The organism is Pseudomonas sp. A6 (assembly GCF_052367875.1).
Taxonomy (GTDB): Bacteria; Pseudomonadota; Gammaproteobacteria; order Pseudomonadales; family Pseudomonadaceae; genus Pseudomonas; species Pseudomonas citronellolis.
The window spans coordinates 3401979-3422041 of sequence record NZ_CP198970.1 but is presented as its reverse complement, the minus strand read 5'-3'; the positions used below and the strand labels follow the sequence as shown (position 1 = coordinate 3422041).

At 68.6% G+C, this 20063-nt stretch carries 14 protein-coding genes; 4 read left to right on the top strand and 10 right to left on the bottom strand.

The genetic code is table 11. The features are described from left to right. Window positions 1-168: 168 nt before the first annotated feature. The gene (gene norR, locus ACTWJ5_RS15385; RefSeq protein WP_444439356.1) at window positions 169-1734 is read left to right on the top strand and encodes a nitric oxide reductase transcriptional regulator NorR; all 1566 of its coding nucleotides are present in this window, start codon (window positions 169-171) and stop codon (window positions 1732-1734) included. Between the two features lie 51 nt (window positions 1735-1785). On the opposite strand, the gene ACTWJ5_RS15380 is transcribed toward norR, so the two are convergent. Beyond that, window positions 1786-3759, bottom strand: a complete 1974-nt coding sequence (locus tag ACTWJ5_RS15380; RefSeq protein WP_074982438.1) for a BCCT family transporter — start codon at window positions 3757-3759, stop codon at window positions 1786-1788. 362 nt (window positions 3760-4121) lie between these two features. Here ACTWJ5_RS15380 and ACTWJ5_RS15375 point away from each other — a divergent pair, with 362 nt between their 5' ends. Both ACTWJ5_RS15375 and ACTWJ5_RS15370 read left to right on the top strand, forming a co-directional pair. Further along, window positions 4122-4466: a DUF3302 domain-containing protein gene (locus ACTWJ5_RS15375; RefSeq protein WP_074982440.1), complete on the top strand. Its 345-nt coding sequence runs from the start codon at window positions 4122-4124 to the stop codon at window positions 4464-4466. Between the two features lies 1 nt (window position 4467). Continuing rightward, on the top strand, window positions 4468-5427 hold the full coding sequence (locus ACTWJ5_RS15370) for an HlyD family secretion protein (protein ID WP_444439353.1): 960 nt from the start codon (window positions 4468-4470) through the stop codon (window positions 5425-5427). A 598-nt stretch (window positions 5428-6025) separates the two neighbouring features. Here ACTWJ5_RS15370 and ACTWJ5_RS15365 read toward each other — a convergent pair. The 6 genes from ACTWJ5_RS15365 to ACTWJ5_RS15340 all read right to left on the bottom strand — a co-directional run bounded on the left by ACTWJ5_RS15365 (window position 6026) and on the right by ACTWJ5_RS15340 (window position 12517). Next, entirely contained in the window at window positions 6026-7003 is a 978-nt protein-coding gene (locus ACTWJ5_RS15365; protein ID WP_444436200.1) for an IS110 family transposase, read from the bottom strand. A 360-nt stretch (window positions 7004-7363) separates the two neighbouring features. Further along, complete coding sequence (locus tag ACTWJ5_RS15360; protein WP_444439351.1) at window positions 7364-7906, bottom strand: PqiC family protein; 543 nt, start codon at window positions 7904-7906, stop codon at window positions 7364-7366. A gap of 28 nt (window positions 7907-7934) precedes the next feature. Beyond that, on the bottom strand, window positions 7935-9572 hold the full coding sequence (locus tag ACTWJ5_RS15355) for a PqiB family protein (protein ID WP_444439350.1): 1638 nt from the start codon (window positions 9570-9572) through the stop codon (window positions 7935-7937). Continuing rightward, on the bottom strand, window positions 9553-10200 hold the full coding sequence (locus ACTWJ5_RS15350; RefSeq protein ID WP_444439348.1) for a paraquat-inducible protein A: 648 nt from the start codon (window positions 10198-10200) through the stop codon (window positions 9553-9555). Before ACTWJ5_RS15350 ends, ACTWJ5_RS15355 begins: the two co-directional genes overlap by 20 nt. Then, window positions 10197-10793, bottom strand: coding sequence for a paraquat-inducible protein A (locus ACTWJ5_RS15345; RefSeq protein ID WP_074982451.1), 597 nt, complete (start codon window positions 10791-10793; stop codon window positions 10197-10199). Before ACTWJ5_RS15345 ends, ACTWJ5_RS15350 begins: the two co-directional genes overlap by 4 nt. A gap of 140 nt (window positions 10794-10933) precedes the next feature. Further along, the gene (locus tag ACTWJ5_RS15340) at window positions 10934-12517 is read right to left on the bottom strand and encodes a GMC family oxidoreductase (protein ID WP_444439345.1); all 1584 of its coding nucleotides are present in this window, start codon (window positions 12515-12517) and stop codon (window positions 10934-10936) included. Between the two features lie 100 nt (window positions 12518-12617). Between ACTWJ5_RS15340 and ACTWJ5_RS15335 the strand changes: the two genes are divergently transcribed. Continuing rightward, window positions 12618-13631, top strand: a complete 1014-nt coding sequence (locus ACTWJ5_RS15335) for an AraC family transcriptional regulator ligand-binding domain-containing protein (protein ID WP_444439343.1) — start codon at window positions 12618-12620, stop codon at window positions 13629-13631. Window positions 13632-14726: 1095 nt separating this feature from the next. On the opposite strand, the gene ACTWJ5_RS15330 is transcribed toward ACTWJ5_RS15335, so the two are convergent. From ACTWJ5_RS15330 to ACTWJ5_RS15320, 3 genes are all read right to left on the bottom strand, one after another. Continuing rightward, the gene (locus ACTWJ5_RS15330; protein WP_444439341.1) at window positions 14727-17237 is read right to left on the bottom strand and encodes a fused MFS/spermidine synthase; all 2511 of its coding nucleotides are present in this window, start codon (window positions 17235-17237) and stop codon (window positions 14727-14729) included. Window positions 17238-17358: 121 nt separating this feature from the next. After that, a complete protein-coding gene (locus ACTWJ5_RS15325) occupies window positions 17359-18936 on the bottom strand; it encodes an arylsulfatase (RefSeq protein ID WP_253391146.1) in 1578 nt (525 codons plus the stop codon). 99 nt (window positions 18937-19035) lie between these two features. Beyond that, complete coding sequence (locus ACTWJ5_RS15320) at window positions 19036-20049, bottom strand: HAD family hydrolase (protein WP_444439339.1); 1014 nt, start codon at window positions 20047-20049, stop codon at window positions 19036-19038. Window positions 20050-20063 lie beyond the last annotated feature (14 nt).

Sequence of the window (20063 nt, the reverse complement as noted above, 5' to 3'; positions counted from 1 at the left end):
CGGGCGAATGGGGCTGGCGGATTTGACGTAGGCACGACGGCCTGGGATGTTGCTGAGCGGGACGTGCATGGGATGGCTCCTTGGTCAGGCACTGCTTGCGCTGTCGCAAGCGCTGTGCCATCCCATAAACCTCCCAGGATCAATAACTTGCGAAATTCACGAGTCGAAATGACCGCACCCGGAAGGGGTTCAAATGACCTCGCAAAGGTAAAAAACACCTCATTGCTGGACAGACTCCTGGCGGACCTGGCCGACGACCTGCCCACCGCCGAACGCCTGCAACGGCTGGTGGTGGCGCTGCGCGACGAGTTCGCCTGCAGCGCCGTGGTGCTGCTGCAGCTCGATGGCGACAGCCTCCAGCCCCAGGCCGCCGTGGGCCTGGACCGCGAAGTGCTCGGCCGGCGCTTCGCCGTGGCCAGCCACCCGCGCCTGGCGCACATCCTCGCGCAGCGCGAGCCGCTGCAGTTCAGCGCCGACAGCGAGCTGCCCGATCCCTACGACGGCCTGCTCCAGGACAGCCCCGACAAGCCGCTGCCGGTGCACGACTGCATGGGCATGAGCCTCTACCTGGAGGGCCGCGCCTGGGGCGCGCTGACCCTGGACGCCCTGCGCCCCGGCAGCTTCTCGCCGGTGCTGGTCCGACGCCTGGAGCACTACGCACCGCTGATCGAGGCCGCCGTGCGCGTCGGCCGCCTGGAAAGCGAAGTGCGCCGCCTGCGCCTGACCCGCAGCGCCCTGGCCGAGCCGGCCCTGGAGCCCGGCGCCGGCATCCTCGGCGAGAGCCCGGTGCTGCACCAGTTGCTGGACGAGCTGAAGATAGTCGCCGACTCCGAGTTGCCGGTGCTGCTGCAGGGCGAGACCGGCGTCGGCAAGGAATTGTTCGCCCGCGCCCTGCACGCCAGCTCGCCGCGTTCGCGCAAGCCGCTGGTCTACGTGAACTGCGCGGCGCTGCCGGAAACCCTCGCCGAAAGCGAGCTGTTCGGCCACGTGCGCGGCGCCTTCTCCGGCGCCGCCCAGGACCGCCAGGGGCGCTTCGAGGCGGCCAACGGCGGCACGCTGTTCCTCGACGAGATCGGCGAGCTGCCGCTGTCGATCCAGGCCAAGCTGCTGCGCGCCCTGCAGGGCGGCGAGATCCAACGCCTGGGGGCCGACCGGCCCAAGCACGTCGACGTGCGCATCATCGCCGCCACCAACCGCCACCTGGCCGACGAGGTGCGCGGCGGGCGCTTCCGCGCCGACCTCTACCACCGGCTGTCGGTGTACCCGGTGCACATCCCGCCGCTGCGCGAGCGCGGCCAGGACGTGCTGGTGCTGGCCGGGCACTTCCTCGAACTCAACCGCACCCGCCTGGGCCTGCGCTGCCTGCGCCTGACGCCCGATGCCGAGCAGGCCCTGCTGGACTATGCCTGGCCGGGGAACGTGCGCGAGCTGGAACACCTCATCAGCCGCGCAGCGCTGAAGACCCTGAGCCAGGCGGCCTCGCGGCGCGAGCTGCTGAGCATCGACGCGGCAGGGCTCGGCCTGGAGCTGCCGGCGGCCGACGATGCCGTCGAGATACCCGCCCCTTCGACCGAGGACGCCCACTCCCTGCAGGAGGCAGTGGACGACTACCAGCGCCGCCTGCTGCAACGCGCGCTGCAGCGCCACGGCGGCAAGTGGGCGGCCGCCGCCCGCGCGCTGAAGATGGACCCGAGCAACCTGCGCAAGCTGGCGCGCCGCCTGGACCTGCACTGAGCGCGGCGGGGCACCGCGCGAGCGGCCCGTGGGCCACTCGCAGCGGGCGCTTCAGCGCACCATGTGCAGGTAGTGCAGGTGGCGTTCGTACTGGTCGAGGATGTCGCCGATCACGTCCTCGCGGCTCCAGCCCATGATGTCGTAGTCCTGGCCGCCCTCGCGCAGGTGCACCTCGGCGCGGAAGTACTTGCGGGCGTCGTTGCCCTCGTCGCTGTCCTGCACCACGAAGCTGGGCGAGGCGAAGGCCCGCGGGCGCACCTCGTAGAGGAAGCGGCCTTCGCCGGCATGGTCCAGCGCCAGGCTCACGCGGCCGTCGTCGCGCTCCTCCACCGCCACCTCGTAGCCCTGCTTGCGCAGCTCGTCGGCCACCTGCTCGCAGGCCGGGCGCACCACCTCGGCGATGAAGCGCGCCACGTGGGCCCGGCGCGGACGCATGGCGATGCTGCGCAGGCGCCGCTGCCAGCCGCCCTGCGCGTGGGGCGCATGGCGCGGCGAGGGCAGCGCCTGGTAGCGCAGGTCGCGGCGGGTGGCGTCCAGGTGCAGCGCCTTGAACAGGCCCCAGATCGAGGCCAGGAGGATGATGGAGAACGGCAGCGCGCTGGCGATGGTCGCCGTCTGCAGCGCCTTCAGGCCGTTGGCCAGCAGCAGCGCCACCGCCACCACGCCGATGCTCACCGACCAGAAGATGCGCTGCCACAGCGGCGAGTGGTCGTGCCCGGACGAGGCCAGCATGTCCACCACCAATGCGCCGGAGTCGGCCGAGGTGACGAAGAACACCACCACCATCAGCACCGCCACCAGCGACACCACGCTGGACAGGGGGAAGTGCTCGAGGAAGGCGAACAGCGCCAGGGAGCTGTCCTGGCCGACCACGGTCGCCAGGTCGGTCACCCCCTCGTTGAGGATCATGTGCAGCGCCGAGTCGCCGAACACCGTCATCCACAGCAGGGTGAAGCCGGCCGGCACGAACAGCACGCCGCAGACGAACTGGCGGATGGTCCGCCCGCGCGAGATGCGCGCGATGAACAGCCCGACGAAGGGCGACCAGGACAGCCACCAGCCCCAGTACAGCAAGGTCCAGCCGCCGATCCAGTCGGTGGGCTGGTAGGCGTAGAGGTTGAAGGTCTTGTTGACGATCTCCGAGAGGTAGGCGCCGGTGTTCTGCACGTAGGCCTGCAGCAGGAAGACCGTGGGGCCCAGCAGCAGCACGAACAGCAGCAGCACCACCGCCAGGCCCAGGTTCAGCTCGGAGAGGATGCGGATGCCGCGGTCCAGGCCGCTGGCCACCGAGAGGGTCGCCAGGCCGCAGGTGGCGGCGATCAGGATGACCTGCACGGTGGCGTTCACCGGCAGGCCGAACACGTGGTGGAAACCGCTGTTGATCTGCAGCACGCCGTAGCCCAGGGAGGTGGCCACGCCGAACACGGTGCCGAGGATGGCGAAGACGTCCACGGCATGGCCGATGGGGCCGTAGATGCGTTCGCCGATCAGCGGGTAGAGCGCCGAGCGCAGCGTCAGCGGCAGGCCCTTGCGGAAGCTGAAGTAGGCCAGGATCAGCCCGACGATGGCGTAGATCGCCCAGGCGTGCAGGCCCCAGTGGAAGAAGGTGATCTTCATCGCCTCGCGCGCCGCGGTCACCGTACCCGGCTCGCCCACCGGCGGCGTGGTGAAATGCATCACCGGCTCGGCGACGCCGAAGAACATCAGGCCGATGCCCATGCCGGCGGAGAACAGCATGGCGAACCAGCTGCCGTTGCGGTATTCGGGCTCGCTGTGGTCGGGGCCCAGCTTGATGTCGCCGTAGCGGCTGACGGCCAGGAACACGACGCTGATGAGCACCAGCGCCACCGCCAGGATGTAGAACCAGCTGGCGTTGCCGACGATCCATCGCTGGATGCCGTCGAACTGGGCCTGGGCCTGGTCCTGGAACGCCACTGCGTAGAACACCAGCAAGACGATGAGCAGTGCGCTGCTGTAGAAGACCGGAGGGTTGAGCGTGCTCCTTGGCTTGGAAGAGTTGGACATCGGGGACGGTTTCTCCTTGTGAAGCGAAGACGCCAGCGGCGCCCTGAACCTGCGTTCAGCCTGCAAGGGTAGCGCATCGGCATCTCGTAAACATTCGAGCGGGCCCCTCGCTAGAGTGGCAACCCCGGCGTGGAAGGCGCATGGCAGCAGCCCTTCCCGCTTTTCAGAAGGCACTGACGCAGGGCGCGTTGTCGTCAAATGAGCATCGCGCCCGCGCCCGTCACAAGGCATGGTTTGCGCCGCCGCGAATCGAAACTAGATTCAAAGGCAGTGCCCGTGCACGGCCCCGTCCCCTCGCTGGCGCGACAGGCGGCAGCCCACCCCGCCTGGTCGCCCGGCCCCGCACAAGGAATAGATCGCCCATGCTGAACTACGTGGCCCTGGGAATCCTCATCGTCGTCGCCCTGATCCTCTTCTACGGCATCATCGCCCTCCACGACATCCCCTACGAGATCGCCAAGGAGCGCAACCACCCGCACCAGGACTCCATCCACGTGGCCGGCTGGGTGAGCCTGTTCACCCTGCACGTCATCTGGCCGCTGCTGTGGATCTGGGCGACGCTCTACCGCGAGGACCGCGGCTGGGGCATGGGCAACCCGAACGCGCCGGCCACCGAAGGCGAGCTGGCGGAGCTCAAGGCCGAGTTGCTGGAGCTCAAGCGCACCCTCGCCGCGCCCCATGCGCCGCACGAAGAAGGGAGCCACTGAGATGGAAACGCTGCTCCTGCTGACCTACGCCGCCCTCTGCGTCGCCGTCTTCAAGCTGTTCCGCATTCCCAAGAACAAGTGGACCGTGCCCACCGCCGCCCTCGGCGGCGTGGTCCTGGTGGGCTGCCTGGTGTTCTTCATGAACTACAACCACCCCTACTCCGAGGTGGCCCGCAGCTACTTCATCAGCACGCCCATCTCGCCCAACGTCAGCGGCCAGGTGGTCGAGGTGCCGGTGGAACGCGACCGCGCTGTGAAGAAAGGCGACGTGCTGTTCCGCATGGACCCGACGCCCTTCGAAAGCAAGGTCAAGTCGCTGGAGGCCCAGCTGGTCTCGGCCAAGGCCGACCTCTACCGCGCCTCCACCCTGGTGCAGCGCAACGTCGGCAACCGCCGCGACCTCGACCAGGCCACCGCCCAGGTCAACGCCATCGAGGCGCAACTGATCGGCGCCCGCTACGACCTGGACAGCACCACGGTGCGCGCCCCGGCCGACGGCATCGTGTCCCAGCTGATCCTGCGCCCCGGCGTGCGCGCCACGCGCTTCGCCACCCGGCCCTCCATGGTGTTCATCCCCAACGAGGACTACTTCTACGTCGCCTGGATGCGGCAGAACAGCCAGTTGCGCCTGAAGGCCGGCGACGCCGCCGAGATCGCCTTCGACGGCCTGCCCGGCCAGGTGTTCCAGGCCAAGGTGCGGCGCGTGCTGCCGGTGATCGGCGAAGGCCAGATCCAGCCCGGCGGCAACCTGATCAGCTTCAGCGGTTCGCCGCCACCGGGGCGCGTGCCGGTGATCCTCGACATCACCGACCCCGCCTTCGAGCAGTACCGCGCCACCCTGCCCGGCGGCTCCTTCGGCCAGGCCGCGGTGTACAGCGAACACGCCCACGAACTGGCGGTGATGCGCAAGATCCTGCTGCGCATGGCTTCCTGGCTGAACTACATCTATCCGTTCCATTGAAGCCGGTGCTTCGCAGGGAACGCCGCTTCTCGTAGGAGCGAGCTTGCTCGCGAATGAGCCCCGTAGCGGAATCTGTTCGCGAGCAAGCTCGCTCCTACGAAGAGCGCTCCGGCGCGGCCTGCAAGACAGCTGCTCCTACGCCACCCCCGACTCCATTTCCATGTAGGAGCGCGCCCTGCGCGCGAATCGCAGGCAGGGCCTGCTCCTACAGGTCGCCGGGGAGGCACGGTATTCCTCCCCCGTAGGAGCGGACCTTGTCCGCGATAGCCGGACATCCCGGCGCGATTCGCGGATGAGATCCGCTCCTACGCTGCTACACCCACAGCATTCCCCTGTAGGAGCGCGCCCTGCGCGCGAATCGCAGGCAGGGCCTGCTCCTACAGGTTGCCGGGAGGCACGGTATTCCTCCCCGTAGGAGCGGACCTTGTCCGCGATAGCCGGCCATCCCGGCACGATTCGCGGATGAGATCCGCTCCTACGCTGCTACATCCACAGCATTCCCCTGTAGGAGCGCGCCCTGCGCGCGAATCGCAGGCAGGGCCTGCTCCTACAGGTTGCCGGGAGGCACGGTATTCCTCCCCCGTAGATACCGTGTCACCTAGCCTCGAGCAAGGGCCAGTTCCACATTGTATGGCTGGCCCGACTTGAGGACGCCATAGGCGATCTGCAGCAGCTTGCGCATGGCGGCACAGATGATCTGTTTACCCGCTTTGCCTTTCTCCTCGAGCCGTAAACGCAGTGCCCGTATCGCCTGGTTATGGCTCATGGCACAGATGGCTGGCATGAACAGGCCTGCCCGCAAGAGGCGTGAGCCGATCTTTGAAATCCTCACCTGGCCCTTGTGTTGACCGGATTCCCTGAGCCTCGGATTGAGCCCTGCAAAAGCCACGACCGCCCGGGCACTCTCGAAGCGGCTGATTGATCCAAGTTCGGCCAGCAACAGGGCTGCAGTTTTGTCGCTGATACCCTCGATACTCGTCAGCAGATCGCGCTTGCCCCGCAAGTCAGGATCGTTGTCGATATGTTGGCGAATCGCTTCCAGCGTCTGTTCAATCTGCTGTTCCAGATGGGCCGAGACCGACAGGATCGACTCTTTCACCACGTCGCTCTTGGCGGTTTCCAGGCGGTTGATTTCCATCTGGAACAGCTCCTTGAGCTCTTCGTAGCGCCGTACCAGCGCACGGAGTTGCCGCACGCTCACCGGGTCCGGCTGCCAGAGCTGGAGATCCTCGGCATGCCGAGCGCCGTAGAGGGCGATCAACTTGGCGTCGACCTTGTCGGTCTTGACCCGTTGCAACTGGCTTTGCGCATAGCTGGCGATACGTGCCGGATTCATCACGCAGACACGATATCCCCGGGCCAACAGATAATCGCCCAGAGCTTCGTGATAGATGTTGGTGGCTTCCATCACCACCCACGCCCCTGGCTCGGCATGTTTTTGCAGCCACTGGTCAAAGACGCTGAAGCCCGACTGATCGTTGCTCAGATTGCCTTTGGTGCGGTATTTGCCATTGCTCTGCAGAACCGCAATGTCGAAAGTTTTCTTGGCGATATCCACGCCAACTACGATGGCCATAACTCCTGCTACCTCTTACAGCTTTACATCATCAGCACTCCACTCCATCCAACCTTGCCTATACGAGCTACCACCGGGGTGGGGCTCCAGATACCGTTCGGACTCACGAGTGGATTGGGAAGGCAGGAGACTATCTACAGTGCAGGCTCGTAGCCTAGGAGCGGACACGTCTTCCTGGTCTTCCTTCCGGTGATCAGCCGGAGACTACCCGCCGTTATGGCGGGTCGTCGACATACAAGGAGCGGACCTTGTCCGCGATAGCCGGAACCTCCGGCGCGATTCGCGGATGAGATCCGCTCCTACGCTGCCCCACCACACCGGTCCCCCTGCGCGCGATATCGCGGGCTGGCCCGCTTGCGCCTACGGCGCCGGGCAGCGGCCCTGGCCGGTTGCGGCCTGGGCGATGGCCGTAGCCAGCTGGCGCAGGTTGGTCTGGTGCGCGCTCACCAGGCTCTCCACGCTGTTCTGCGCCGGCGTCTGCACCGTGGTGTGGCAGCTCAACTCGCCCTGCCCGCCCGCGCGCTTCAGGCGCCAGGTGGCGTCCAGCAGCGCGTAGCGCCCCGGCACCGAGTCGAAGCGCTGCACCTCCACCCGCAGCAGGGCTTTGGGCGCAGCGCCGGGCGGGCCGCCGAGCTGGTCCTGCAGGGCGTTCTGGAACTCGTCCACCAGGTTGGCGCCCCACCATTCGGTTTCCAGGATGGCCAGGCCGCTACCGCCCTGGCGCACCACCAGTTGCGAACGGTCCACCTGCGGCGGCAGGCTCACGCGCTCCACGCGCACCCCCGTCGCCGCGCCCTGCCCCGGTTGCGCGGGCACCAGCGTGTGGTAGTGGATGGGCGCGCTGCTGCAGCCCCAGAACAGCGGGAACAGCCCGGCCATGAGCAGCTTCGGCAGCTTCGGCATCTGAATTCACTCCTTTGGCATTCCGCTATCAGGGCTGCAGGTCGTTGGCGTTCGCGGCTTTCGGGCGCCCGCGGATCAGCGACTCGGGGTGCCGGCCGAGGTAGTCCGAGAGGTCGCGCAGCGAGCGCGACATGCGGTCCAGTTCGTCCAGGGTGTCGCTGAGCTTCTCGCGCTGCGGCGAGTCCTCCGACAGCGCGGCGTTGGCCGTCTGCAGCGTCTTGCGTACCTCGTCGAGGGTGCCTTTCACCCCGGGCAGGGTCTGGCTGTTGAACTGCTTCAGGCTGCCCTGCAGTTCGCGCAGGTTGCCGTCCAGGTTGTTGGCGATGCGCTCCAGCGGCAGCTTGCGGATACGCTCCACCACTTCCTGCAACTGCTCCTGCAGTTTGTCCAGGCTGCCGGGCACGGTGGGGATGGCGATCGGTTGGGCCGCGACGTCGAAGGCCACCTTCTTCGCATCGGGGTAGAAGTCCAGGGAGATGTACATCTGCCCGGTGATCAGGTTGCCGCTGCGGGCCTGGGCGCGCAGGCCGTGCTCGACGAAGGTGCCGATCAGGCGGCGGGCCGCCTCCTCGCCGGGCGACTGGCCGAAGGCCTTGAGCATCTTCTGGTGCACCGGGCCCAGGCGCGCCGGGTAGACCACCGCCTCGACCATCACCGGGAAGCTCTGCTTCGCCTCGTCGTAGTCCAGCTGCACCGAGGTGACCTTGCCGAAGGCCACGCCCATGAACTCCACCGGCGCGCCCACCGACAGGCCGCGCATCGACTGGTCGAAGCGGAAGCGCAGGTGCTGCGCGACGCCGCTGGGCGGCGCCAGGGCGCTGTCGCGATCGGCGAACAGCTGGAAGCGCTGCTGGTCGGCCGCCGCCTCCGCGTTGGCGGCGAACGGTGGGTTGCCGAAGGCCAGGCCGCCCATCAGCAGCGAGGACAGCGACTCGGTGTTGACCTTCAGGCCGTTGGCGTCCACCGACAGGTCCACGCCGCTGGCGTTCCAGAAGCGGGTGTCCTGGGTGACGAAGGCGTCGTAGGGCGCATTGACGAAGACGCCGATGTCCACGCCCTTGCCGTCCTGGCGCAGGGCGTAGGACACCACCTGCCCCACCGGGATACGCCGGTAGTAGATCGACGAGCCGATATCCAGCGAACCCAGGTCGTCGGCCGTGAGCATGAAGCGCTTGCCCTTCTCGCCATAGGTGATCGGCGGCGGCGACTCCAGGCCGGTGAAGTTCTTCTCCGGCGCGCTGGACTCGCCGGCGTCGGCGCCGATGAAGGCCCCCGAGAGCAGGGTGTCCACCCCCGACACGCCGCCGGCGCCGATGCGCGGGCGCACCACCCAGAACTGCGCGCCACGGCTGGCGAAGGACTCGGCCTCCTTGGACAGCTGCACCTTGGTGAGCACGCCCTTGCGGTCCCTGGCCAGCTCCACCGAGGTCACCTCGCCGATCACCACGCTGCGGTACTTCACCTGGGTCTTGTGCGCCTCCAGCCCCTCGCCGGTGGCGAAGGAAATGGCGATCACCGGCCCCTGCTGCATCCAGTTGCGCACCACCAGCGAGGCGCCGACCAGCAGCGCGACTATCGGCACTATCCAGACCAGCGACAGGTTCCAGCGCCGCGTGCGCACCTCCGCCTGCCCCGGCGAGGCCGGGTCATGTGTGTCCTGCGCCATCGCTTCTGTCTCCCTTGTGCGGATCGTCATCCCAGATCAGGCGAGGGTCGAAACTCATCGCCGAAAGCATGGTGAGCACCACCACCAGGCCGAAGAACAGAATGCCCGGGCGCGGCTCGATGGTGCCCAGCCCGCGCATCTGCACCAGCGCCGCCACCAGCGCCACCACCATCACGTCGAGCATCGACCAGTAGCCGATCAGCTCGACGAAGCGGTACAGCTGCGAGCGCTGCCGGCGGGCCCAGGCGCTGCGGCGCTGGGCGGTGAACAGCAACAGGCCGAGGGAGCAGAACTTGATCGCCGGCACGCCGATGCTGGCGATGAAAATGATCAGCGCGATGTCCCAGGCGCCGGCTTCCCAGAACTCCAGCACGCCGCCGCCGATGGTGCTGTCCGCGCCCTGGCCGAGCAGCTCGGTGCGCATCACCGGCAGCAGGTTGGCCGGCACGTAGAACACCAGCGCCGCCACCAGGTAGGCCCAGCCGCGGTTGATGGCGTCGGCCTTGCGCGCGTGCAGCGGCGCGCCGCAGCGCTCGCACTCATGGGCGTTGCGCGCAAGGTCGCAGGCATGGCCGCAGCCGTGGCACAGGCGCAGGTTCAGTTGCGGGGCCAGCGGCGGCGCGCTCATACCAGCTCCCAGAGGTCGCGGATGTCGCGCCCGGCGATGGCGATCAGCAGCACGCTCAGCGCCGCCAGGGCCACCAGGCCGATGCCGGGGATCACCTCCAGCAACCCGGCCAGCTTGATCACCGCCACCATGGCGCCGAGCAGGCACACCTCCAGCATGCTCCACGGCCGCAGCCCCTCCAGGGCGCGCATGCACAGGGCGAAGGCCGGCGCGCGGCGGCCGCCCAGGGCGAAGCCCAGCACCCAGGTGAGCAGCCCCACCTGCAGCACCGGGGCGATGATGATGGCCAGGGCCACCACCAGGGCGATGAAGGTGATGCTGCCGCTGCTGAGGATCATCACCGAGTCCCACAGCGTCGCCGAATTGCTCAGCCCCTTCATGTTGATGGTCATCACCGGGTAGGCATTGGCGAAGGCCAGCAACACGGCGCCGGTCAGGCTCAGCGCCAGGCGCTGCTGCAGCGTCAGCGCGGTGTGCCGCTGCAGCACGCCGCCACAGCGCACGCACAGCGCGCGCTGGTGGCGTTGCAACGGCGCGCGCTCATAAACGGCGTCGCAGTATTCGCAGATGATCAGGTCGCGGGCCTGGGGCATGCAGGGCTCTGGGCAGTGGGAACCGGGGCCGAGGGGCCGCGCGAATGCCGGCGCGCTCGACCATGCCAGGCAAGCCTAGTCGAAGATGGCGACGCGGCCGGCGCACCCTGCTCTTTCCACGACAGCCGGTCCGCGCCGGCTCAGGCCTCGCCGATCCACCCTGCCGCGCGCTCGGCGATCATGATCGCCGCCGCGTTGGTGTTGCCGCCCACCAGGGTCGGCATGATCGACGCGTCGACCACGCGCAGGCCCTCGATGCCGCGGACCTTCAGGCGGCTGTCCACCACCGCGTCCTCGTCGGGGCCCATGCGGCAGGTGCCCACCGGGTGGTAGATGGTGTCGGTGCGGCGGCGCAGCACCTCCACCAGTTGCTCGTCGCTGTGCAGGCCGTTGCTGTACATGTCGCGCAGGCCGAAGCGCGCCATGGGCCGCTGCTCGCAGATTTCCCGCGCCATGCGGTAGCCCTTGAGCAGCGTCTGCACGTCGTCGTCATGGCCGAGGATGTTCGGGTCGATGCGCGGCGCCGCGGCCGGGTCGGCGGACTGCAGGCCCAGGCTGCCGGCGCTCTTGGGCCGCAGCACGCAGACGTGGCAGCTGAAGCCGTGGCCCCAGTGCAGCGTGCGGTTGTGGTTGTCCAGCAGGCTCACCACCGAGTGCAGCTGCACGTCGGGGCGGCTCTGCTCGGGGCCGGTGCGCAGGAAGGCGCCGGCCTCGGCGAAGTTGCTCGCCAGCGGGCCGCTGCGGCAGGCCAGGTACTGCGCCAGGGCCGCGCTCATGCGTGCGCCGCCGCGCACCGAGTAGCCGGGCAGCGAGGTGTCGTGGCTGCGGTAGCAGAGCACCACGTCCGGGTGGTCGCGCAGGTTCTGCCCCACGCCCGGCAGCTCGTGCTCCACGCGGATGCCATGGGGTTTCAGCTCGGCCTCCGGGCCGATGCCCGAGAGCATCAGCAGCTGCGGGCTGCCGAACACCCCGGCGCTGAGCAGCACCTCGCGGCGCGCCTTGAGTTCCAGGTGCTGGCCCTTGTGCGTCACCCGCACGCCGCAGGCCTGCCCGCCCTGCAGCAGGATGCGTTCGGCACGGGCGCCGGTCAGCACCGTCAGGTTGCCGCGCGCCTGGCGGATCGGCTTGAGGAAGGCGGTGGCGGCGCTCCAGCGGCGGCCGTCACGGATGGTCACCTCGTAGTGGCCCACGCCTTCCTGCTCGGCGCCGTTGAAGTCCTCGTTGTAGCGATGGCCGGCGTGCAGCCCGGCCTCGATGAAGGCATGGGAAGCCACGTGGGCGTCCACCTTGCCGACGTAGAGTTCGCCCTGGCCGCCGTGGTACTCGCAGCCGCCGCCATGGTGGCGCTCGCTCTTGCGGAAGTACGGCAGCACCTCGGCGAAGGACCAGCCGGGGTTGCCCAGCGCCGCCCAGTCGTCGAAGTCGCTGTGGTGGCCGCGGATGTAGATCATGCCGTTGATCGAGCTGCTGCCGCCCAGCACCTTGCCCCGTGGCTGGTAGCCGATGCGCCCGCCCAGGCCGGGCTGGGGCACGGTGTCGAAGGCCCAGTTGACGTGGTGCGTCGGCAGGATGGCGGCAATGCCGGCCGGCGCGTGCACCAGCGGCGAGCGGTCCTCGGGCCCCGCTTCGAGCAGGCACACGGAAACGCTGGGGTCGGCGCTCAGGCGGTTGGCCAGCACGCAGCCAGCCGAGCCGGCGCCAACGATGATGTAGTCGAATTCCATGGGGTGCTCCGGGGTGAGGGGAATGGGAACGCCATGGATTCTTTGCCGGACGCGAACGGATTGATTGATCTTTGATGACAGATAATTGATTCTTCATGACATGGAACCCTTCATCCGCACCACCTCCTTCACCGGCTTCCGTGAGCTGGTCGCCCAGCACGGCCGGGACCCGGCAGCCTACCTGGAGCGCTTCCGCATCAAGCCGCAGTTGCTCGACGACGAAGACGCCCGGGTGCCCTTCCGCTCGCTGGTGGGGCTGCTGGAATGCGCCGCCGCCGAGCTGGACTGCCCGGACTTCGGCCTGCGCATGGCCGAGTACCAGAACCTGCACGTGCTCGGCCCCATCGCCGCCATCGCCCGCCACTCGGTGACCGTGGCCCATGCGCTGGCCGACGTGGTGCGCTTCATCGGCTACCACAGCCCGGGCATCCAGCTGGACCTCGACCAGACGCCCGGCCAGGCCCCGCGGCTGAGCATCACCCTGCGCATCCCCGGGGTGACGCAGCAGCGGCAGATGGCCGAACTGGCCATGGGCGTGACGCACAACACCATGACGCTGCTCTGCGGCCCCGCCTTCAAGGCCCAGGCGGTGGAACTGCACGGCGCCAGCCCGCTGCCCCTGCTGCGCTACCGCCGCTACTTCCACACCGAGGTGCGCAGCGGCCAGGCCGGCTACGCCATGCTGCTGACCCAGGCCCAATTGCAGCAGCGCATCGAGCAGCAGGACCCGACGCTGCACCGCACCCTTGTGCAGTACCTCAGCCAGTTCGAGCAGGAAGGCGCCAGCGACCTGGGCGAACTGGTGCGGCGCATGGTCATGCGCATGCTGCCCACCCAGCGCTGCCGCCTGCCCCTGGTGGCCGAGCAGATGGGCCTGCACGAGCGCACCCTGCAGCGCCGCCTGGGCGAGTTGGGGCTGACCTTCGAGGAAGTGGTCGAGGGCGTCCGCCGCGAACGCGCGCAAACCTACCTGGCGGCGCGGGACATCCCCCTGGCGCAGATCGCCAACATGCTCGGCTACAGCGAGCAGGCAGTGTTCAACCGCGCCTGCCGACGCTGGTTCGCCCTCACCCCCGGCGCATACCGCCGCCAGTTGCTGGGGCCGCGCGCGTAACCGAAGCGCTTCTCGTAGGATGGGTTGAGCCTTGGCGAAACCCATGCGGCCATGGCGATGGGTATCGCTTCGCTCAACCCATCCTACGAGGCTGGAGCCGCAGTGGCGTCAGGGTTGGCAGAGGTGTGTGGGCGAAGTCCGTAACCCTCACCCCAGCCCTCTCCCGGAGGGAGAGGGGGCCGTTCGGCGCGGGCGGCGAATCCGGAGTCATCCTGAGCGCGTAGGGCGTATAACCGTTCGCGGTTATACGCCATTGGCCGGTGCACCGAAGCTCTGGGGCCGCAGGAGAAGATGGTGGAGCCAGGGAGCTTCGTGATTCCGCATCGCGCCGAACGGTCCCCTCTCCCGCTTGCGGGGGAGGGTTAGGGAGGGGGAGCGGAGTCAGGATTGGCAGAGGTGTATAGGCGAAGTCCGTAACCCTCACCCCAGCCCTCTCCCGGAGGGAGAGGGAGTCGTTCGGAGCGAGCGGCGAATCCGGAGTCATCCTGAACGCGTAGGGCGTATAACCGTTCGCGGTTATACGCCGTTGGCCGGTGCGCTGAAGCCCGTGCACGACGGCTCTGGGGTCGCAGGAGCTGATGGCGGAGCCAGGGAGCTTCGTGATTCTGCCTCGCGCCGAACGGTCCCCTCTCCCGCTTGCGGGGGAGGGTTAGGGAGGGGGGGCGGAGTCAGGATTGGCAGAGGTGTGTGGGCGAAGTCCGTTGCCCTCACCCCAGCCCTCTCCCGGAGGGAGAGGGGGCCGTTCGGCGCCGCCGGAAAACCCGGAGTCATCCTGGTACTCCTGGCGACGTGGTGATTCCCATCGTAGGGCGTATAACCGTTCGCGGTTATACGCCGTTGGCCGCTGCACCGAAGCCCGTGCACGATGGCTCTCGGACCGTGGGAGAAGATGGTGGAGCCAGGGAGCTCGTGATTCCGCATCGCGCCGAACGGTCCCCTCTCCCGCTTGCGGGGGAGGGTTAGGGTGGGGGAGCGGAGTAAGGGTTGGCAGAGGTGTATGGGCGAAGTCCGTAACCCTCACCCCAGCCCTCTCCCGGAGGGAGAGGGGGCCGTTCGGCGCCGCCGGAGAACCCGGAGTCATCCTGCTGCTCCTGGCTACGGCGCCCCGAGGAACCAGCGGTAATAGGGATTATCGCCGTCGTCGCGGACCACCTGGCGGGCGTCCCGCGCCCAGGCCTGGCGGTCGCCGCGGTAGGCGTGCAGGCTCAGGTCGTAGAAGCGCCGCAGGCGCGTCCAGTGGTCGTCCACCGCGGCGCGGAAGGATGGTTCGGCACCCTCCAGCGGTGGCGCGCGGCGCAGCGCCAGCAGCGCCGGCAGCACCCGGGTGATCTCCTTGGCGCGCACCCAGGGTGCGTACTCGATGCGCGGCTGGTCGTCGGTGACCGGTGGCGCGTCGCCGGCGAAGCTCTCCAGCCCGGCGCGGTCGGTCACCCAGGTGGCCAGCAGCGCTTCCGGTGAGTCCACCCCCACCTCGGCCAGGGCCGCGGAAACCTCCGGCTGGGCGAAGCGCTCGCGGATGCGCGGCACGTCCAGGCGCAGCGGCTGCAGCGAGCCCACCAGCAGCATCTCGTGGAACTCGGTGGTCCACAGCCAGGCGTGGGGGAAGAGGTCGATGAAGCTGCGCACCAGCGCGCGGCTGTCCTCTTCGTTCTGCGTCGGCAGCGGCAGCCACTGGGCGACGATGCCGCCCTGCTCCAGGCGGCTGGCGGCCAGCTGGTAGAAGTCCCGCGAGTACAGGTTGACCACGCCTGCGGCCGAGGGCGGCGGCGGCTCCAGGGTGATCATGTCGTAGCGCTCGGCGCTGCGCAGCAGCTCGCGGCGGCCGTCGCGCAGGCGGATCTCCAGGCGCGGGTCGTGGCGGGCGTCGAAGGTGCCCTTGAAGTGTGGCGCGGCGGCCAGCACCTCGGGCAGCAGCTCGGCCACCACCGGGTGCTGCAGGCCCTGGTAGCGCAGCATGGCGCCGGCGGTGATGCCGGTGCCAAAGCCGATCACCAGCGCCGAGCGCGGCTCGCCGTCGTGCACCAGCAGCGGCAGCAGCGCCTGCAGGCGCATGTAGCGCAGCGAGGGCATGGCGTCGCCGGTGTTGGACACGCCCTGGATGTACAGGCGGCTGAAGCGGTTCTGCCCCCTGCCCTGCTCCACCACCGCCACGGTGCCGCCGCGGCCTTCCTCGTAGAAGGTGATCTGCCCGTGGCGCGCCGCCGGCATCAGTTCGGCCAGGTGCCGGGGCGAAGTGAGCGCGCCAACGGCCAGGGTGGCCACCGCGACCAGCACCACGCCCAGGCGCAGCCGCTTGCCCACCCCTTCGCCGCGCCACACCGCCAGCAGGCCGACGGCCGCGGCCAGCGCCGCGAGCAGCGCCAGGGTGCGCACCAGGCCCAGGCCGGGCACCAGCACGAAGCCGGTGAGCATCACCCCGAGGATGCCGCCGAGGGTGTTGAGCGCCACCACCCGGCCGACGTCGCGGCCGACGTGGGCGCTGTCCACCGCCAGGCGCAGGGCCAGGGGGAAGGCGGCGCCCAGCAGGGTCGTCGGCAGGAACACCACGCACAGCGCGGCCACGGCGAAGCGCGCACACATGCCGGCCAGCTCGCTGCCGCCCAGCCCCAGCACCAGCGCCTCGGCGCGGGTCTGCGCGCCCACCAGCCAGGCGCCCAGGCCGGCGACCTGGAGAATGGCCAGCAGCCCGGCGGCGGCGATCAGCAGGCCGAACAGCCCCCAGGGGTCGCGCAGGCGGTCGGCGCGCCTGGCGTACAGCGCGCTGCCCAGCACCAGGCCGCACAGGTAGGTGGCCAGCACCACGGCGAAGGCGAAGGCGCGGGTACTCATGAACTGCACGATGGATTGCGTCCACACCACTTCGTAGCCCAGGGCCACGCCACCGGCCACGCAGTACAGGGCGATGGCCAGGCGCGCGGCCGGGCGGCGCGGCGGCGCAACCTGCCCGGCGGGCGCGGCGGGTTCCACGGCTTCGCGGCGGGCGAGCAAGGCGCCGGCAGCGGCCAGCAGGTTGAAGCCGGCGGCGGCGCAGGCGCTGCCCAGCACGCCCAGGGCCGGCAGCAGCACGAAGGCGGCCAGCAGCGTGCCGGCGATGGCGCCGGCGGTATTGGCCGCGTACAGCCCGCCGCCGGCGCGGCCCAGCTGGCCTTCGACGGGCTTGAGCGCACGCACCAGCACCGGCAGCGTGCCGCCCATGAAGAAGGCCGGCAGCCCCACCAGGGCGAAGGGCAACAGCCAGGCCAGCAGGCCGAGGCTGGCCTCCAGGCGGGCGAAGGCCCCGGCGGCATGGGCCAGGGCGAAGGTGGCGCCTACGCCCAGCAGCGCCACCAGCAGTTCCAGGCCGGCATACAGGCGCACCGGCCGGCGCAGGCGGTCGGCCCAGCGGCCGAAGGCCAGGCCGCCCAGGGCCAGGCCGGCGAAGAAGGCGCTGATGGCGGTGGTGACGGCATACACCTCCACCCCCACCACCAGGGAAAGCTGTTTCACCCACAGCACCTGGAACACCAGGGCCGCGCCACCGGAAACGAACATCAGCAGGGCCGGCAGCGCCATGGCCAGGTGCGCCCGCGGGCGGGCCTGTTCTGCTGCGCTGCAACGGGGGCTCATGCGGGACGGGCTGGCGGCTGAGGGCATTGGGACGGCCTTGTCGGACAGAGGAAGGCCCGCGACGGCGGAACCGTCGCGGGCCGGGCTTCGGGTGCCACTATCGCGGCGCCCGTCATGCGGCTTACTGCTTGCCGCCCTGTTTCATCTTCTCTTCGATCTTCTGGTCCACTGCCTTGCGTACCGCGTCGATGCTGAAGCTGGCCGGGCGCTGGCTCGGCGGGTACTCGACGAAGGTCTGCAGGAAGGCCGCGGCCTTGCGCTCACCCTGGAACAGCAGGTAGTCGTTCTTGGTCAGCCAGTCGTAGTACTGGTCGGAGACCACGTCCGCCCGCTCGTACGGGTCCATGCGCAGGTTGAACAGCTTGGGCACCCGCAGGCAGGTGAAGGGTTCGCTCCAGACCGCGAAGCCGCCGGGGGCACGCTGCTCGCAGAACACCAGTTTCCAGTCGCCGAAGCGCATGGCCACCAGGTCGCCATCGTCGTTGAAGTAGTAGAACTCGTCGCGCGCGCCCTTGTCGGACTTGCCGGTCAGGTAGTCCAGCTGGTTGAAGCCGTCCAGGTGCACCTTGAAGTTCTTGCCGCCGATATTGGCGCCCTTGAGCAGGCGGTCCTTGATATCGGTGTCACCCACCGCGGCGAGCAGCGTCGGGAACCAGTCCATGCCGGAGAACATCTGGTTGGAGACGGTGCCCGGCTTGACGTGGTTCGGCCAGCGGATCATCGCCGGTACCCGGTAGGCGCCTTCCCAGTTGGAGTTCTTCTCGTTGCGGAACGGGGTGGTCGCCGCGTCCGGCCAGGAGAACTGGTTCGGCCCGTTGTCGGTGGTGTAGACGACGATGGTGTTGTCGGTGATCTTCAGGTCATCCAGGGCCTTGAGCAGTTTGCCGACGTCGCCGTCGTGCTCGACCATGCCGTCGGCGTACTCGTTGCCGAGCATGCCGCTCTGGCCTTTCATCGAATCACGCACGTGGGTGAACAGGTGCATGCGCGTGGTGTTCATCCAGACGAAGAACGGCTTGTCGGCCTTCACCTGCTTGTCCATGAAGTTGATGGCGGCCTGGGTGGTGTCGTCGTCGATGGTCTCCATGCGCTTGCTGTTCAGCGGGCCGGTGTCCTCGATCTTGCCGTCGGCCGTGGAGTGGATCACCCCGCGCGGCGTGGCGGCCTTGGTGAAGGCCTCGTCGTCCTTCGGCCAGTACGGGCGCTCGGGCTCTTCCTCGGCGTTCAGGTGGTACAGGTTGCCGAAGAACTCGTCGAAGCCGTGCTTGGTCGGCAGGTACTCGTCGCGGTCGCCCAGGTGGTTCTTGCCGAACTGGCCGGTGGCGTAGCCCTGGGCCTTGAGCGCCTGGGCGATGGTGATGTCGCGGTCCTGCAGGCCCACCGGCACGCCGGGCATGCCCACCTTGGACAGGCCGGTGCGCAGGGCCGACTGGCCGGTGATGAAGGTGGAACGGCCGGCGGTGCAACTGTTCTCCGCGTAGTAGTCGGTGAACATCATGCCTTCGTGGGCGATACGGTCGATGTTCGGCGTCTTGTAGCCGACCACGCCGAAGGAATAGGCGCTGATGTTGGTCTGGCCGACGTCGTCGCCAAAGATCACCAGGATGTTCGGCTTGTCAGCGGCACTGGCGAGCGAACATCCGACTATCGCCGTCGCCGCCAGGGCGAACTGCGACAACCATCTTCCCGTGCGTTTCATGTAGGTGTTACTCCCTTCCGGTTTGCTTGTCGTGAGCCACGACTACGTTCACCGGGAGCGCCGACTGACTGGCTGGCGCCCCTCGTGCTCCTGCGGTTCTCAGTTGTTTCCCGCTTGCTGTTCGAACGGGTAGACCCGTTTCCACTCCTTCGCCATGTCCACCACCGTCCAACCCTTGGCGGTGGCTTCGTCGAGCGCCTTGTCCAGGCGGCCGACCTTGCTCTGCCGGTCATAGGCCCATTCGCGCTCTGCGTCGGTGTGGTGCACCAGGCCGGCGAAGCGCAGGCCTTCGCCCGCGGTGGTCCACTGCAGCATCTGCAGGTCGCCGTCGGAGTTGCCGAAGGCGAGGATCGGCCGGCGGCCGATGATGGCGTCGATGCTTTGCGGCTTGCCGGCGCCGTCGTCGTTGTGGGTGAGCTTGGGCAGGCGCTGGATCGACAGCGCGCCCTCTTCGTCCTGGAAGCGGGTGGCGAAGGTGGTGCCGATCACCTGCTCCGGCGGAATGCCATAGACCTCCTCGGCGAAGGCGCGCATGAAGGCCACTTCGCCGCCGGAAACGATGTAGGTCTTGAAGCCGTGCTCGCGCAGGTAGCCCAGCAGCTCCAGCATCGGCTGGTAGACCATCTCGGTGTAGGGCTTGCCGCTGCGCGGGTGCCTGGCGCTGGCCAGCCAGCGCTGGGCGTTGGCGGTGAAGGCCTCGGTGCTCATGTTGGTATGGGTGGCCAGGACGATTTCCAGCAGGCCGCGCATGCCGGTTTCCGCCAGCGCCTTCTGGTCATCCTCCAGCACCGCCTTGAACGGCATCTGCGTCTTCCACTCCGGGTGCTGCGGCGCCATGCGCTTCACCTCGGCCAGGGCGAACAGCACCTGGAAGTACATCGGCTGCTCGCTCCACAGGGTGCCGTCGTTGTCGAACACGGCGATGCGCTCGGCCGGCGCCACGTAGCCCTTGTCGCCCTCGGTCGTGACCGCCTCGACGAACTTCACGATGGCCTGCCGCGAAGGCCCGTCGTTCCACGACGGCAGCACCTCCGCCGCCTGGGCCAGCAACGGCAGGCAGAGCAGCAGGGCGAAGATCCAGCGCAGGCTGGGCAGTGTGCGTTGTGGGTACATGGGACGTCCTTGCT